This window comes from Streptomyces sioyaensis (genome assembly GCF_004122735.1).
Classification (GTDB): Bacteria; Actinomycetota; Actinomycetes; order Streptomycetales; family Streptomycetaceae; genus Streptomyces; species Streptomyces sioyaensis.
The window spans coordinates 29,991-44,588 of record NZ_SDIF01000053.1 but is presented as its reverse complement, the minus strand read 5'-3'; the positions used below and the strand labels follow the sequence as shown (position 1 = coordinate 44,588).

Below are 14,598 nucleotides of genomic sequence, written 5' to 3'. Positions count from 1 at the left end.
GGTCGGGGGTGGGGGTACGGGTCGTTTCTCGGGCGGGGAATCAGCTACTGTGGTGCGCAGCCCCTCACGTGGCGCTATCTGACTGAACTCCCCCAGGGCCGGAAGGCAGCAAGGGTAGGTCGGCTCTGGCGGGTGCGTGGGGGGCGCTTGCGTTTGTGGGGCCGGTCGGTTGTCAGTGGGGCCCGATATCGTCGTATGCGTGTCGTCCCTTGCGCTGTACCGCCGCTACCGGCCCGAGACCTTCGCCGAGGTCATCGGGCAAGAGCACGTGACCGATCCGCTGCAGCAGGCTCTGCGGAACAATCGGGTCAATCACGCCTATCTGTTCAGTGGGCCGCGTGGGTGCGGCAAGACGACGAGTGCGCGGATCCTGGCGCGCTGCCTCAACTGTGAGGAAGGTCCCACTCCCACTCCCTGCGGGACGTGCCAGTCGTGTGTGGACCTGGCCAGGAACGGCCGGGGTTCGATCGACGTGATCGAGATCGACGCGGCGTCGCACGGTGGCGTGGACGACGCCCGTGAGCTGCGCGAGAAGGCCTTCTTCGGGCCGGCGAGCAGCCGGTACAAGATCTACATCATCGATGAGGCGCACATGGTGACCTCGGCGGGCTTCAACGCCCTGCTGAAGGTCGTCGAGGAGCCGCCGGAGCATCTGAAGTTCATCTTCGCGACCACCGAGCCCGAGAAGGTCATCGGGACGATCCGGTCGCGTACGCATCACTACCCGTTCCGGCTGGTGCCGCCGGGGACGCTGCGGGAGTACCTGGCAGAGGTGTGCGGGCGGGAGGACATCCCGGTCGAGGACGGGGTGCTGCCGCTGGTGGTGCGGGCCGGCGCCGGGTCGGTGCGGGACTCGATGTCCGTGATGGACCAGCTGCTCGCCGGCGCCGGTGCGGACGGTGTGACATATGCCATGGCGACGGCGCTGCTGGGCTACACCGACGGGTCGCTGCTGGATTCGATCGTGGAGGCCTTCGCCGCGGGGGACGGCGCGGCGGCCTTCGAGGTCGTGGACCGGGTCATCGAGGGCGGCAACGACCCCCGGCGCTTCGTGGCGGACCTGCTGGAGCGGCTGCGGGATCTGGTGATCCTGGCGGCCGTGCCGGACGCGGGGGAGAAGGGGCTGATCGACGCCCCCGCCGATGTGGTGGAGCGGATGACGGCGCAGGCGTCCGTCTTCGGGGCGGCGGAGCTGAGCCGGGCCGCCGACCTGGTCAATACGGGCCTGACGGAGATGCGCGGGGCGACCTCGCCGCGGCTGCAGCTGGAGCTGATCTGCGCCCGGGTGCTGCTGCCGGCGGCGTACGACGACGAGCGGTCGGTGCAGGCGCGGCTGGACCGCCTGGAGCGCGGTGCGGGTGCCGCGCTGCTGGGCGGGGCCGGCGGCACCGGCGGCGGTGTGGGCTCCGGGGGAGAGCCCCGGCCCGGGGCCGGGCCGGTGGTGGCCTCCGGTGGCGGGCCCGCGGCGGGCTATGTACCGGGGCCGGAGGCGCATCCGGCGATGCCGGCCGGGGGACCGTCCGGTCCGGCCGCGGCGCGTGCCGCGGTGCGGGGCGCGACGAGCGCCGGCCAGGGGGGCGGTGCCCCCGCTCCGGCCGCTCCGGCAGCACAGACGGCAGGAACGGGGGCGTCCGGCGGCCCGGGGGCCGGTCCCGGCGGGGAGCAGCAGGGCGGAGGCGCGGGGGCGCCGCAGGGCGCCCCGGCGGAGGCACAGCAGCCCTCTGGGCAGGACGGCGGCCGTGCGGGTGCGGCGGCCCGGCCCGGGGCCTGGCCGGGCAGCACGAGCAGGGGCAGCGGCGCCGACAGCGGCAGCGGCCCGGCCGGCGGGGGCGCCGGACGACAGCCCGGTGGCTGGCCCACGGCCGTGGCGCCGGGGCAGGGCGGTGCGCCCGCCCCGTCCGCGCCCCCCGCCGTGTCCGGACCGCCGGCCGGCTCGCCCGCGCCCGCATCGCAGCAGCCCCCGCAGGCCGCCGGTGCGGCCCCAGGGGCGGCGCAGGGTGCCGCTCAGGTACGGCAGATGTGGCCGGACATCCTGGAAGCGGTGAAGGACCGCCGGCGCTTCACCTGGATCCTGCTGAGCCAGAACGCCCAGGTCTCCGGCTTCGACGGCACGACGCTGCAGATCGGCTTCCCCAATGCCGGCGCCCGCGACAGCTTCGCCAACGGCGGAAGCGAGGACGTGCTCAAGGACGTGCTGGCCGAGCGGTTCCAGGTGCAGTGGCGGGTCGAGGCGATCGTCGACCCGTCGGGCGGCGCCGGGCCGCCGGCCGGAGGTGCCCCCCGTAGTGGCGGTGGCGGCTTCGGCGGCGGCCCCGCCGCACCCCAGCAGGGCGCCCCGCAGCCCCCGCCCCAGCAGAGCGGCCCGGCCGCGTCCCCGTCGTCCGGGGGCCGGTACGGAGCGGGCGGCGAAGGGACCGGAGGTGGCGGCAGCCAGGGCGCGCGCATGGCCCGGGAGGCCGTGTCGCCGGCGGCGTCCGCGGGTGGCGCCCAGGGCGGGCCCGTGGCGGAGCCCTCGTACACGCCGCCGGAGCCCCCGCCCTCGTCGATCGAGTACGACATGCCGGCCGAGGACGACGCCGATCTCGTCGACTCCGCGCTCAGCGGTCACGACCTGATCGTCCGCGAGCTCGGCGCGACGGTGCTGGAGGAGTTCAACAACGAGTAGAGGGCGCCCACAAGCGCCCCGGACGGGCCGCAAAGCAGGTCAGCGGATGTCCACCGGACGTACACCCGTGCTCCTCCCTCCGGCGTAGGGCGCGGGGCCCGTGAAACACGTAGGCTCGGGCTACCGCACCAATCGTTGTCGTACGGCAGGAGTCACGTCGTGATCCCCGGTGGTCAGCCCAATATGCAGCAGCTGCTTCAGCAGGCCCAGAAGATGCAGCAGGATCTCGCGGCCGCCCAGCAGGAGCTCGCGGAGACACCCGTCGAGGGTTCCGCGGGCGGCGGCCTGGTCAAGGCCACGGTGACCGGCTCCGGCGAACTCACGGGCCTGGTCATCGACCCCAAGGCGGTCGACACCGACTCCGCGGAGGAGACGGCCGAGACGATCGCCGACCTCGTCCTGGCGGCGGTCCGGGACGCCAACGCCAGCGCCCAGCAGCTGCAGCAGCAGAAGCTCGGCCCGCTCGCCGAGGGTCTGGGCGGTGGCGGAATCCCGGGTCTCCCCTTCTGAGGAGTAGCCAACTAGCGTACGCAGCACGGCAGAAGAGAAAGAAGACGTTCCGTGTATGAAGGCGTGGTCCAGGACCTGATCGACGAGCTGGGCAGGCTGCCCGGCGTCGGTCCCAAGAGCGCGCAGCGGATCGCCTTCCACATTCTTCAGGCCGAGCCGACCGATGTCCGCCGGCTCGCGAACGCGCTGATGGAGGTCAAGGCGAAGGTCCGGTTCTGCGGCGTCTGCGGCAATGTGGCGCAGGAGGAGCAGTGCCGGGTCTGCCTGGACCCGAGGCGCGATCCGGCGGTCATCTGCGTCGTGGAGGAGCCCAAGGACGTCGTGGCGATCGAGCGGACGCGCGAGTTCCGCGGTCGCTACCACGTCCTCGGTGGGGCGATCAGCCCGATCGAGGGCGTGGGCCCCGACGACCTGTGGATCAGGGAACTGCTGGCCAGGCTCGCGGACGGCACCGTCACCGAGCTGATTCTGGCCACCGACCCGAATCTGGAGGGCGAGGCCACGGCCACCTATCTGGCCCGCATGATCAAACCCATGGGCCTGAGAGTGACGCGACTGGCGAGCGGACTGCCGGTCGGGGGCGATCTGGAGTACGCAGATGAGGTCACGCTCGGGCGGGCCTTCGAAGGGAGGAGACTTCTCGATGTCTGATGCCACGCTGCACAACGCGACACAGGACCCGGACGACTTCGCCGTATCGATCTCCGACTCGATCGAGAGTTTCATCGTCGCGGTGACCGAGGTCGCCAAGGGCGACGAGCCGGACAGCGCGGTGCCCTTCCTGCTGCTGGAGATCTCCCAGCTGCTGCTCACCGGCGGCCGCCTGGGCGCCCACGAGGATTTCGTTCCCGACGAGCGGTACGAGACGGACACCGGCCCGGAACCGGACGTCGACGAGCTGCGCGAGCGCTTTGCGACCCTGCTCGACCCGGTGGACGTCTACTCCGAGGTCTTCGACCCGTATGTGCCGCGCAGCGAGCCGGTCGCCAGCCGGATCTCCGACGACCTGGCCGACATCATCACCGATCTGCGCCACGGCCTGGCGCACTACCGGGCGGGCCGGGTCAGCGAGGCCCTGTGGTGGTGGCAGTTCTCCTACCTCTCCAACTGGGGCCCGACCGCCTCGGCCGCACTGCGCGCGCTGCAGTCGCTGGTCGCCCACGTACGCCTCGACCAGCCGCTGGTCGAGCTGGACGGCCTGGACACCGACAGCGACGTCACCGCCGACGAGGAGCAGCTCGCCGAGGAGGCCGGAAAGGTCATGGCGGCGGAGATCGCGGCGCCGCTGGGGCTGCGGGGAAGCTGATCCCGGGGGCGGCCGCCACGGCCGGGCACGCCCCGGCCGTCGCCCGCCGCCGGGGCGCGCAAGGCGCCTGACGCCGGCTGTCGGGTGATGCCTCGCGCCGTGGCCGGAGCCTGTGAGCTGGGTTACGTTTTCGTGTGTACCGGCCGGGAGCGGGCATGTGCTCGCCGGGCAGGCGCAACGGTGCGCCTTGTGGATCCGCCGCGGGACGCGGAACTCACGAGTCAGGTGGCCATGGTGATCAACGCGATCACGGTGGTCAACCAGTGAGTCGCGCGTCTCACGATGTGGTATTGGCAGGGCGGACTCCGCTTGCTCGTTAGACTGAGCCGACCGCAGTACCCCCATTTCCGGGGGTCCGGGAGGAAACTCCCGATGAGACAGTTGCGAGGAGCGCACGTGGGCCTTGTCGTGCAGAAGTACGGCGGCTCATCCGTTGCGGATGCCGAGGGCATCAAGCGCGTTGCCAAGCGAGTCGTCGAGGCCAAGAAGAACGGCAACCAGGTTGTCGTGGTGGTTTCGGCGATGGGCGACACGACGGACGAGCTGATCGATCTCGCGCAGGAAGTGTCCCCGATTCCGTCGGGGCGCGAGTTCGACATGCTGCTGACCGCCGGAGAGCGGATCTCCATGGCCCTGCTGGCGATGGCGATCAAAAACCTCGGTCACGAGGCGCAGTCCTTCACCGGTAGCCAGGCCGGTGTCATCACCGACTCCGTGCACAACAAGGCACGGATCATCGATGTCACGCCGGGCCGGATCAAGACCTCCGTCGACGAGGGCAACATCGCCATCGTCGCCGGCTTCCAGGGCGTGTCCCAGGACAAGAAGGACATCACGACGCTGGGGCGCGGCGGGTCGGACACGACCGCCGTCGCGCTGGCGGCCGCCCTGGACGCCGACGTCTGTGAGATCTACACCGATGTGGACGGTGTCTTCACCTCCGACCCGCGGGTCGTGAAGAAGGCCCGGAAGATCGACTGGATCTCCTTCGAGGACATGCTGGAGCTGGCCAGCTCCGGCTCCAAGGTGCTGCTGCACCGCTGCGTCGAGTACGCACGCCGTTACAACATCCCGATCCACGTCCGCTCGTCCTTCTCGGGACTGCAGGGCACGTGGGTCAGCAACGAACCGCAAGGGGACCAGCCGATGGAGCAGGCAATCATCTCGGGCGTCGCACATGACACCTCCGAGGCGAAGGTCACGGTCGTCGGAGTCCCGGACAAGCCGGGCGAGGCCGCGCGCATCTTCCGTGCCATCGCGGACTCCGAGGTCAACATCGACATGGTCGTGCAGAACGTGTCCGCCGCGTCGACCGGTCTGACCGACATCTCCTTCACGCTGCCCAAGACCGAGGGCCGCAAGGCCGTCGCGGCCCTGGAGAAGACCCGTGCGGCGGTCGGCTTCGACTCGCTGCGCTACGACGACCAGATCGCCAAGATCTCGCTCGTCGGCGCGGGGATGAAGACCAACCCGGGCGTCACGGCGACCTTCTTCGAGGCGCTGTCGAACGCGGGCGTGAACATCGAGCTCATCTCGACCTCCGAGATCCGTATCTCGGTCGTCACCCGCGCCGATGACGTGAACGAGGCCGTGCGCGCCGTCCACACCGCCTTCGGTCTCGACACCGACAGTGACGAAGCCGTGGTCTATGGCGGCACCGGGCGATGATTCCGGCCGAGGCGGGCCGTCCGTCCCACGCTGACACGGCGGGGGCGGACGCCCGCCCGGCCGCCCGGCCGCAGCTCGCCGTCGTCGGTGCCACGGGCACCGTCGGCGGCGTTCTGCTGGGCATCCTCTCCGAGCGGGCCGACATCTGGGGCGAGATCCGGCTGATCGACTCCCCCCAGCCGCGTTCGGGTCGGGGGGATCACCCTGACCCGGTCGGCCGCAAGCTGACCGTCCGGGGCGCGGAGGTCGAGGTCGTCGCGCTGAGCGAGGAGGCCTTCGACGGTATCGACGTGGCGATGTTCGACGTCCCCGACGAGGTCTCCGCGCGCTGGGCGCCGGTCGCGGCGGCCAAGGGCGCGGTGGTCGTGGACAACTCCGGCGCGTTCCGGATGGACCCGGACGTGCCGCTGGTCGTCCCCGAGGTCAATGCGCACACGGCGCGGGTGCGCCCGCGCGGCATCATCGCCAACCCGAACTGCACGACGCTCTCGATGATCGTCGCGCTGGGGGCGCTGCACGCCGAGTACGGGCTGAGCGAGCTGATCGTCTCCTCCTACCAGGCCGTTTCCGGGGAGGGAAAGGCCGGCATCGACACCTTGCGGGGGCAGCTGTCCGCGGTGTCCGGTACGGAACTGGGGACCACGCCGGGCGATGTGCGGCGGGCCGCCGGGGACGCGCTGGGGCCGTTCCCGGCGCCGATCGCGCTCAATGTGGTGCCCTGGGCCGGCTCGCTCCAGGAGGACGGCTGGTCCTCCGAAGAGCTCACGATCCGCAACGAGTCCCGCAAAATCCTCGGGCTGCCGGACCTGCCGGTCACCGCGACCTGCGTACGGGTGCCGGTGATCACGACCCACTCGCTGTCCGTGCACGCCCGCTTCGAGAACGAGGTCACGGTCGGCGGCGCACACGAGATCCTGGCCGCGGCGCCCGGAGTGGTCCTGTGCGACGATCCGGCCGAGGACGAGTACCCCACCCCGTCCGATGTCGTCGGTACGGATCCGACCTGGGTCGGGCGGGTGCGCCGTTCGCTGGACGATCCGCGGGCGCTGGAGCTGTTCGTGTGCGGCGACAATCTGCGCAAGGGGGCGGCGCTGAACACCGCGCAGCTGGGGGAACTGGTGGCGGCGGAGCTGCGGGGGCGGGAGCCCCGGCGGTAGGGCGACGCGGGCCCGCGGGGCCGGGCTCGGGGCCTGCGGAGTACGCGACTTGGCGGGATCGGGCGCCGTGCGCCGACCGCCTGGGAGATACTTTGTGGGGCGTGTGAAGATCCTGTGAGCGAATCGCCGGTCCCCACCTCTTGATCTGGGCTGACGATCTGTTCGACCATTCGCTCCCCGTCGTACTGCAACCGGTAGTTGGGCGGGGAGCGTCTTTGTGGCCGCCTTCAGGGGTGGCCCGGGGGATCAGCGGGCTGCAGAGTGAGTCCCCGGATGGCGGGGCATTCGCGTCGGGGCAATTAGGGCATTCAGGAAGAGCTGGTACGCATGAGGGCATTTGATGCACCGTCAAAAGCGGTGCCTTGCGCGTACAACCCTTGTGGGGGGAAGCGTGTCCAACAGGCGTGGCAGAGGTACTCGGTTTCACCATCGCCCCAGCGGGCGCAGCGGCAGGCGCAGCAGTGTGCCCGCCGCGTTCCCGTACGGCCGGGAGCATGCCGGTGATCGCTCCCTGGCCCACCACCCGTCCCGCCCAGATTCCTCCGCAACGCGGGGACTCTGACGACGCGATGGCAGCGGGCACCACGGTCGACCACCTCACCGAGACCTATCGCGCGCACTACCGCTCCCTGCTCGGGCTCGCCGCGCTGCTCCTCGACGACACCGCCTCCTGCGAGGACGTCGTCCAGGAGGCCTTCATCCGCGTGCACTCCGCACGCGGACGGGTGCGCGACCCCGAGAAGACCCTCGCCTATCTCCGGCAGACCGTCGTCAACCTCTCGCGCTCCGCGCTGCGCCGCCGCATCCTCGGGCTCAAGCTGCTCTCCAAGCCGATGCCCGACATGGCGAGCGCCGAGGAGGGCGCGTACGACCTGCTGGAGCGGGACCAGCTGATCCAGGCGATGCGCGGGCTGCAGCGCCGGCAGCGTGAGGTGCTGGTGCTGCGCTATTTCGCCGATATGACCGAGGCGCAAGTGGCAGAGACGCTGGGCATATCGCTCGGCTCCGTCAAGGCCTACGGGTCGCGGGGCATCGCGGCGCTCCGCGTCGCGATGGAGGCTCCGGCATGAAGGGCACGACGTCTGGCCGGCACGACCCGTTCGCCCCGTGCGGCACGCACGAGGCGCTCACCCCGCTCACTCCGACCACCCCAATCGCCCTGAGAAACCCCAGCACTTCGCACCACCCGACCGACCCGATGCGCCACCGCCCTCTCCACGCCAACCGGCCCGCCCCGACCGACCCCCCGCCTCCCGGCGCTCCGTACGGCTCCGTTCACGGCTCCCATGACGAGCACCGGGGCCTTGGTGCTCCCGGTGTGGAGGGGTGGCACGGCCCGGGGGGTGGGACCGGCGCGCGGGGCAGGCCCGACGAGGCGGTACGCGGGCTGTGCGCGGCGCGTCAGGCACAGAGCCCGGTGGGTGGCGGGCCCGACGACGGCCGGCGCGAGGACGGCCGACGTGCCGCCTCGTGCGGGCAAGGCGCGAATTCCGGCCAAAAATCCGGCAGCGGCGATGACATCGGTGTCGCGGCCGGCGCCCAGGACACGGCCGACACCGGTGCCGGGGCCGGCGCACAGGACAGGTCTGACACCGGAGCCGGGACCGACCAGTCCGCGTACGACGAAGAGCGCAGGCGCCCGTACGACGGCGAGGACGGTCCCGCCTACGACGGCCACGACAGCGGGGCCTACGACGGCGACCACACTCATGCCTACGACAGCGCGGCATACGGAGGCAGCGCCTTCGGCGGCGGTGCCGGCGGGGGCTCCGGCGAGGCGCCCGGCCGCGGCCACCCCACCGGCGGCTTCGGCGGCGAGGACGACCTGCGGCGGTTGCTGCAGTCCCGCGTCGGCAACCTCGAACCCGCACCGGACGCACTGGAGCAGCTGCGCCGTGCCGTGCCCGCCCGCCGGCAGCGCCGTCGCCATGCCGTGGTGGGCGCGGCGGCCGCGCTGCTGCTCGGCGGTACGTCGATCCCCGCCATGGTCCATGTGGCCAACCTCGCCGACAGCTCCGAGGAGCGGCCCGCCAACACGGCGAGCAGCCAGCACACCCAGGGCAGCACCGAGGGCACCCACGGCGAGGGCACCGAGCAGGCCGGACCCCCGCCGTCCGGCAGGTACGGCGGGAAGCCGGGCACGGACCTGCCCAGCGGCAAGGGCCGGGCCACCGGCAAGAACGGCGCGGGCCACGGCGCGGGTGCCGGCACCCCCGCGCCGGACGAGACCATGGACGTCACCTCACCGGTCTGCGGGCGCGAACAGCTCGGCCAGGGCACCAGCACGGTCGGCGCGGCGGACTCCGCGGGCCGCGTCTACGGCGCGTTCCGGGTCGTCAACACCTCCAGCGCCGCCTGCTCGGTGGAGGGCGGCGGAACCGTCGGCGTGGTCGCACAGGGCTCCACGAACCCCGACCGCATCCATGTCGTCGACCACACCTCCGGCGATGAGGCCACCGGCCTGCCCGACCCGGCTACCACCCCTGACCAGCTGGTTCTCAAGCCGGGGGAGTCGTACGAGGTCAAGTTCGCCTGGATCCCGCAGTCCGGCGGCGGCGCCAGCGGTTGCGTCAACCCCGGCCCCTCACCGACCCCCGAACCCACCAAGGACTCCGGCCAGTCCCCGGACGCCGGAGCCACGACGGCGGGCGACGGAGGCGGCCAGGCAGGCGGCGACACGGGCTCCGGCGACAGCGGAGCCGCGGCCGGCGGCATCGTCCTCAGCCACACCCCGGAGGCCGGCGAGCCCACCGCTGCAGACGCCAAGGTCGCGGACGCGTGCGCGGGGACGGTGTACCGGACGGAGGCGTTGGCGGTTCGGCGGTAGGTAGCCGGGGTGGTTCCGCGGTTGTGGCGGGCCGTGGCCGATCGTGGGAGGCGGACGGCCCGGTGGTGGGGCGATGGGCCCGTGACGGGGAAGAGCCAGGTTCGGGTGCGCCGGGGGCGGGTGTGGAGGGGCCGGGTGTGGAGGGGGCGGTGCTGCTCGGCCGGGTGGGCCCCGTACCGTTGAGGGCGTGTACCGGTTCCTGCTGACCCCGCGGTGGTGGGGGATCAACGTGTTCGCCGTACTGGCGATTCCGCTCTGCATCTTCATGGGGAGCTGGCAGCTGAGCCGTTTCGAGGACCGCGTCCAGACCCACCAGCAGCAGGAGGACCGCTCCGCCCGCGCCAAGGCCGCGGCGGCTCGCCCGCTGGAGAGCCTGCTCCCCGTCGACACGGTGACCTCCGGCCGCCAGGCCAGCGCCCGCGGGCGCTACGACACCGCCCACCAACTGCTCGTACCGGCCCGCACCCTGAAGGACAAGCACGGCGAGCGGCAGGGTTTCTACGTCCTCGATCTGCTGCGTACGGACGGCGGCAAGGCGCTCCCGGTCGTACGCGGCTGGCTGCCCGGCGACGCCGGTGCGAAGGCGGATACGGCGAAGGTGCCCGCGCCGCCCAAGGGCGAGGTGACGGTCACCGGGGCGCTGCAGGCCTCCGAGAACCAGGGCACCGACGGTGTGCAGGCCGGCGGCGGGCTGCCGCGGGGACAGCTCGGCATGATCAGTGCCGCGTCACTGGTCAACATCGTGCCGTACGGGGTCTACGACGCCTGGATCACGCAGACCGACCCCCAGGCGCCGCTGCACGCCGTTCCGCCGGCGGCCGTCGAGGGCAGCGGGCTGGACCTCAAGGCCTTCCAGAACCTCGGCTACACCGGCGAGTGGTTCGTCTTCGCGGGCTTCGTCGTCTTCATGTGGTTCCGCCTCTTCCGCCGCGACACCGAAGCCGCCAGGGACGCGGCGCTGGGCATCGTGCCGGAGGGGGACGGTGGCGGGGACCACGACGGGGGTGATGGCGGGGGTGATGGCGCGGGAGTGTCCGTGGTGGCGTCCGTGTCCGGGGCCGCGCCCGAGGCCGATGACCAGGGGGATGGCCCGGCTGACGGCCGGGGTGGAGGCTCGGGTGCCGGCCGGGGCGCGGAGCATGGCGAGGACCAGGGCGAGGACCAGGGCGAGGCGGCGCGGGCCGGGCAGGCCTGAGGCCGGGCACCTGCCGCTGCTGCAACGATGTTGCACCTGGTCAGAGGGCGTATCACGGCAGTAGCCGCAATCGGTTCGCCGTGCCACGGTAGGCCGTATGGCAGGCAATCACACCCACCCGCACGGCCATGAGCACGCGCGTCGTGACCCCCGCCACCATGATCACGTGCACGGTGACCGCCCTGATGACGTGCAGGGTGAACGCCATGACCATGTGCACGGTGACCGGAGTGGTGACCTGCACGGTGACCGTCACCTCGGGCACGAGGCGGCGTATGACCCGCATCCCTCTCACCTCCCTCATCCCCCTCACCGTTCCCGCCGCTGGTCGCGGATGCGTCACCGGCTCGCGCACCTGGTCACCCCGCACAGTCATGCGTCCATGGACAAGGTCGACGCCGCCATGGAGACCTCCCGCGAGGGCTTGCGCACGCTGTGGCTCTCGCTGGGCATCCTGGGCCTGACCAGCGTGGTCCAGCTGGTGGTCGTCGTGCTGTCGGGGTCGGTGGCGCTGCTCGGCGACACGATCCACAACGCTGCCGACGCGCTGACCGCCCTGCCGCTGGGGATCGCCTTCGTGCTCGGGAGACGGGCCGCGAACCGCCGCTACACCTACGGCTACGGCCGGGCCGAGGACCTCGCCGGTATCGCCATCGTGCTGACGATCGCCGCCTCCTCGGCCCTGGCCGGATACGAAGCCGTGGACCGGCTGCTGAACCCCCGCGAGGTCACACATCTGTGGGCCGTGGCCGCGGCCGCCGTGGCCGGGTTCCTCGGCAACGAGTGGGTGGCCCGCTACCGCATCCGCACCGGCCGCAGGATCGGCTCGGCCGCGCTTGTCGCCGACGGTCTGCACGCCCGTACCGACGGCTTCACCTCGCTCGCCGTCCTTCTCGGCGCGGGCGGCGCGGCCCTCGGGTGGCGGGCGGCCGACCCCGTCATCGGCCTGCTGATCACGGTTGCCATCCTCATGGTGCTGCGCGACTCGGCCCGGGAGGTCTACCGGCGGCTGATGGACTCCGTCGACCCCGAGATCATCGATGCCGCCGAGAGCGCACTGCGGGCCGTGGACGGTGTCCGCGGCGTCGGACAGGTCCGGATGCGCTGGATCGGCCATACCCTGCGTGCCGAGGCCGATATCGTCGTCGACTCCCGTCTGACCGTGGTGCAGGCACATGCACTCGCCGTCGCCGCCGAACACGCCCTCATCCACGCCGTCCCCCGGCTCACCGCCGCGACCGTCCACACCGACCACACCAGCGACGGCACGGACCCGCATGCGGCGTTGGCCCATCATGGGGTGGGGTGAGCGCTTCGGCTGCTTTCCTCTCCCTCCCCCCGGGGGCACCCGCCCCCGGGGCGCTCCGTCAGTCCGTACCTCCGTCCCTCCTGGCTCTCTAGCTCTTCGTGCCTACATGGCGCTGGGCGAAGTCGAGTTCCAGGCGGACCTGCTTGATGCGCTCCTCCACGACGAGGGAGCCATGGCCGGCGTCGTAGCGGTAGACCTCGTGGGGGTGACCGCGGCCCTCCAGGCGCTTCACGTAGTTCTCCACCTGCTGGATCGGGCACCGCGGGTCGTTGACGCCCGCCGAGATGTACACCGGGGCCCGCACCGCGTCCACGTAGGTCAGCGGGGACGACGCCTCGAAGCGCTCCGGCACCTCGTCAGGGGTGCCGCCCAGCAGGGTCCGGTCCATGGCCTTGAGGGCTTCCATCTCGTCGTTGTACGCCGTGATGTAGTCCGCGACCGGGACCGCCGCCAGGCCCACTGCCCAGGCCTCCGGCTGGGTGCCGAGCCCCAGCAGCGTCAGGTAGCCGCCCCATGAGCCGCCCGCCAGCACCAGTCGCTCCGGGTCCGCCAGACCGGAGGAGACCGCCCATTCGCGTACCGCTGCGATGTCCTCCAGCTCGATCAGCCCGACGCGATGCTTGAGCGCATCCGTCCAGGCGCGGCCGTAGCCGGTCGAACCGCGGTAGTTGACGCGTACGACCGCGAAGCCGTGGTCCACCCATGCCGCGGGCGACGAAGCGAAGGCGTCACTGTCGTGCCAGGTCGGACCGCCGTGTATGTCGAACACCGTCGGGAAGGGGCCGTCACCTGCCGGCTGCTGCACCAGTGCATGGATACGGCCCCCCGGGCCCTCCACCCAGACGTCGCGCACCGGTACCGACCCGGGGGCCTTCATACCGGGCGGGTCCAGCACGACCTTGCCGCTCGTCGAGCGCACCTCCGGGGGCTGCGCCGCCGACGACCACAGGAACTCCACCGTTCCGTCCGGCCGGGCCGTCGCGCCCGAGACCGTGCCGGCCGGGGACTCGACCCGGGTCAGCGGGCGGCCGGCCGGGGATCCCGTGGCGGTGCCGCCCGGCTCGCCGAGGTCGTAGCGCCACAGTTCGCTGCGGGCCTGGTATTCGTGCTCCACCAGCAGGGCCGACCCGTCCGGATACCAGTCGGCGCCCACGTCTCCGGGCAGATCGATCTCCAGGGCCGTCTCCACGCCGGTCAGCGGGTCCCAGATCATCGGCTCCCAGCGACCCCTGCGCTGATGTCCCACCAGCAGCCTCGCGTCCCCGTCGACCGGGGCGAAGCCCATCACCGACAGGCCCAGCTCCTCGGTCCCGCCGTTGGTGTCGTCCAACTCGGCGACCGTGGAGCCGTCGGGCCGCACGACGCGGATCGCGGAGTGCATCGCGTCGCCGTGCTCGGTGTGTTCCAGAGCAATCAGGGTGCCGTCGTGCGAGAGACCGCCGACGCCCGCCGACTCGCGGTGCCGGTAGATCTCCACCGGAGGTTCTCCGGGCCGTACGACATGGACCGTGGAACCTTCCTCGTCCGTGGAGCACCCGACGACCGCGGTCCCGTCCCGGCCGATCGCCAGCCCTCCCGAATACGCGGCGGCGATCCCCGGGGTGGCCGGCTCATCCGGGCCGCCCTCGAAGGGCTGCCGCATCCAGACGCCGAACTCGTCCCCGTCGGTGTCCGAGAACCACCAGATCCACCGGCCGTCCGGCGACAGCGTCCCGTCCGTCGTGCCGTTCGGCCGGTCGGTGGCCTGGCGCTGCTGTCCGGTCGACCGGTCCCAGGCGTACAGCTCGAAGGTGCCGGTGGCGTTCGAGACGAACAGGGAACGGTCCGGGGCGTCCTCGGCCCAGTCGGGCAGCCCGATCCGCGGCGCACGGAAGCGCTTCTCCCAGTCCGGCATCGCGGCAACCGCGCCGCCGGAGGCCGCAGTGCCTGCCGAGTCCGCCGCCGGCCCCTCCGCTCCCGCT

General features: G+C 72.0%; 12 protein-coding genes and 1 other RNA gene. 11 read left to right on the top strand and 2 right to left on the bottom strand.

Features of this window, described 5'->3' with window-relative positions:
* Positions 1-55 precede the first annotated feature (55 nt).
* From ffs to EST54_RS19205, 10 genes are all read left to right on the top strand, one after another.
* Positions 56-154, top strand: an RNA gene (gene ffs / locus EST54_RS19250) — signal recognition particle sRNA small type.
* A gap of 45 nt (positions 155-199) precedes the next feature.
* Complete coding sequence (locus EST54_RS19245) at positions 200-2,665, top strand: DNA polymerase III subunit gamma and tau (RefSeq protein WP_129248875.1); 2,466 nt, start codon at positions 200-202, stop codon at positions 2,663-2,665.
* Between the two features lie 159 nt (positions 2,666-2,824).
* A complete protein-coding gene (locus EST54_RS19240) occupies positions 2,825-3,175 on the top strand; it encodes a YbaB/EbfC family nucleoid-associated protein (protein WP_129248874.1) in 351 nt (116 codons plus the stop codon).
* A 51-nt stretch (positions 3,176-3,226) separates the two neighbouring features.
* Positions 3,227-3,826, top strand: coding sequence for a recombination mediator RecR (recR, locus tag EST54_RS19235; RefSeq protein ID WP_129248873.1), 600 nt, complete (start codon positions 3,227-3,229; stop codon positions 3,824-3,826).
* The gene (locus tag EST54_RS19230; RefSeq protein WP_129248872.1) at positions 3,819-4,481 is read left to right on the top strand and encodes a DUF5063 domain-containing protein; all 663 of its coding nucleotides are present in this window, start codon (positions 3,819-3,821) and stop codon (positions 4,479-4,481) included. The genes recR and EST54_RS19230 overlap by 8 nt, the downstream gene beginning before the upstream one ends.
* A gap of 396 nt (positions 4,482-4,877) precedes the next feature.
* A complete protein-coding gene (locus EST54_RS19225; protein ID WP_093484354.1) occupies positions 4,878-6,149 on the top strand; it encodes an aspartate kinase in 1,272 nt (423 codons plus the stop codon).
* The gene (locus EST54_RS19220) at positions 6,146-7,306 is read left to right on the top strand and encodes an aspartate-semialdehyde dehydrogenase (protein ID WP_129248871.1); all 1,161 of its coding nucleotides are present in this window, start codon (positions 6,146-6,148) and stop codon (positions 7,304-7,306) included. Before EST54_RS19225 ends, EST54_RS19220 begins: the two co-directional genes overlap by 4 nt.
* Before the next feature lie 494 nt (positions 7,307-7,800).
* The gene (locus EST54_RS19215) at positions 7,801-8,376 is read left to right on the top strand and encodes a SigE family RNA polymerase sigma factor (RefSeq protein ID WP_063827992.1); all 576 of its coding nucleotides are present in this window, start codon (positions 7,801-7,803) and stop codon (positions 8,374-8,376) included.
* A gap of 347 nt (positions 8,377-8,723) precedes the next feature.
* Positions 8,724-10,133 carry a hypothetical protein gene (locus EST54_RS34880; RefSeq protein ID WP_244942559.1) on the top strand — a complete coding sequence of 470 codons (1,410 nt, stop codon included), beginning with the start codon at positions 8,724-8,726 and terminating at the stop codon, positions 10,131-10,133.
* A gap of 187 nt (positions 10,134-10,320) precedes the next feature.
* Positions 10,321-11,328, top strand: a complete 1,008-nt coding sequence (locus EST54_RS19205; protein WP_129248869.1) for an SURF1 family protein — start codon at positions 10,321-10,323, stop codon at positions 11,326-11,328.
* Between the two features lie 52 nt (positions 11,329-11,380).
* On the opposite strand, the gene EST54_RS19200 is transcribed toward EST54_RS19205, so the two are convergent.
* The gene (locus EST54_RS19200) at positions 11,381-11,593 is read right to left on the bottom strand and encodes a hypothetical protein (protein ID WP_129248868.1); all 213 of its coding nucleotides are present in this window, start codon (positions 11,591-11,593) and stop codon (positions 11,381-11,383) included.
* Positions 11,594-11,662: 69 nt separating this feature from the next.
* Between EST54_RS19200 and EST54_RS19195 the strand changes: the two genes are divergently transcribed.
* Positions 11,663-12,637: a cation diffusion facilitator family transporter gene (locus EST54_RS19195; RefSeq protein WP_129248867.1), complete on the top strand. Its 975-nt coding sequence runs from the start codon at positions 11,663-11,665 to the stop codon at positions 12,635-12,637.
* A gap of 88 nt (positions 12,638-12,725) precedes the next feature.
* On the opposite strand, the gene EST54_RS19190 is transcribed toward EST54_RS19195, so the two are convergent.
* Entirely contained in the window at positions 12,726-14,531 is a 1,806-nt protein-coding gene (locus EST54_RS19190) for a S9 family peptidase (RefSeq protein ID WP_174857467.1), read from the bottom strand.
* Positions 14,532-14,598: the final 67 nt, after the last annotated feature.

Coding starts and splice junctions, on each gene's coding strand:
- EST54_RS19220 (WP_129248871.1), top strand. CDS start 6,146: ATGATTCCGGCCGAGGCGGGCCGTCCGTCCCACGCTGACACGGCGGGG.
- EST54_RS19190 (WP_174857467.1), bottom strand. CDS start 14,531: ATGCCGGACTGGGAGAAGCGCTTCCGTGCGCCGCGGATCGGGCTGCCC.
- EST54_RS19215 (WP_063827992.1), top strand. CDS start 7,801: ATGCCGGTGATCGCTCCCTGGCCCACCACCCGTCCCGCCCAGATTCCT.
- EST54_RS19195 (WP_129248867.1), top strand. CDS start 11,663: ATGCGTCACCGGCTCGCGCACCTGGTCACCCCGCACAGTCATGCGTCC.
- EST54_RS19230 (WP_129248872.1), top strand. CDS start 3,819: ATGTCTGATGCCACGCTGCACAACGCGACACAGGACCCGGACGACTTC.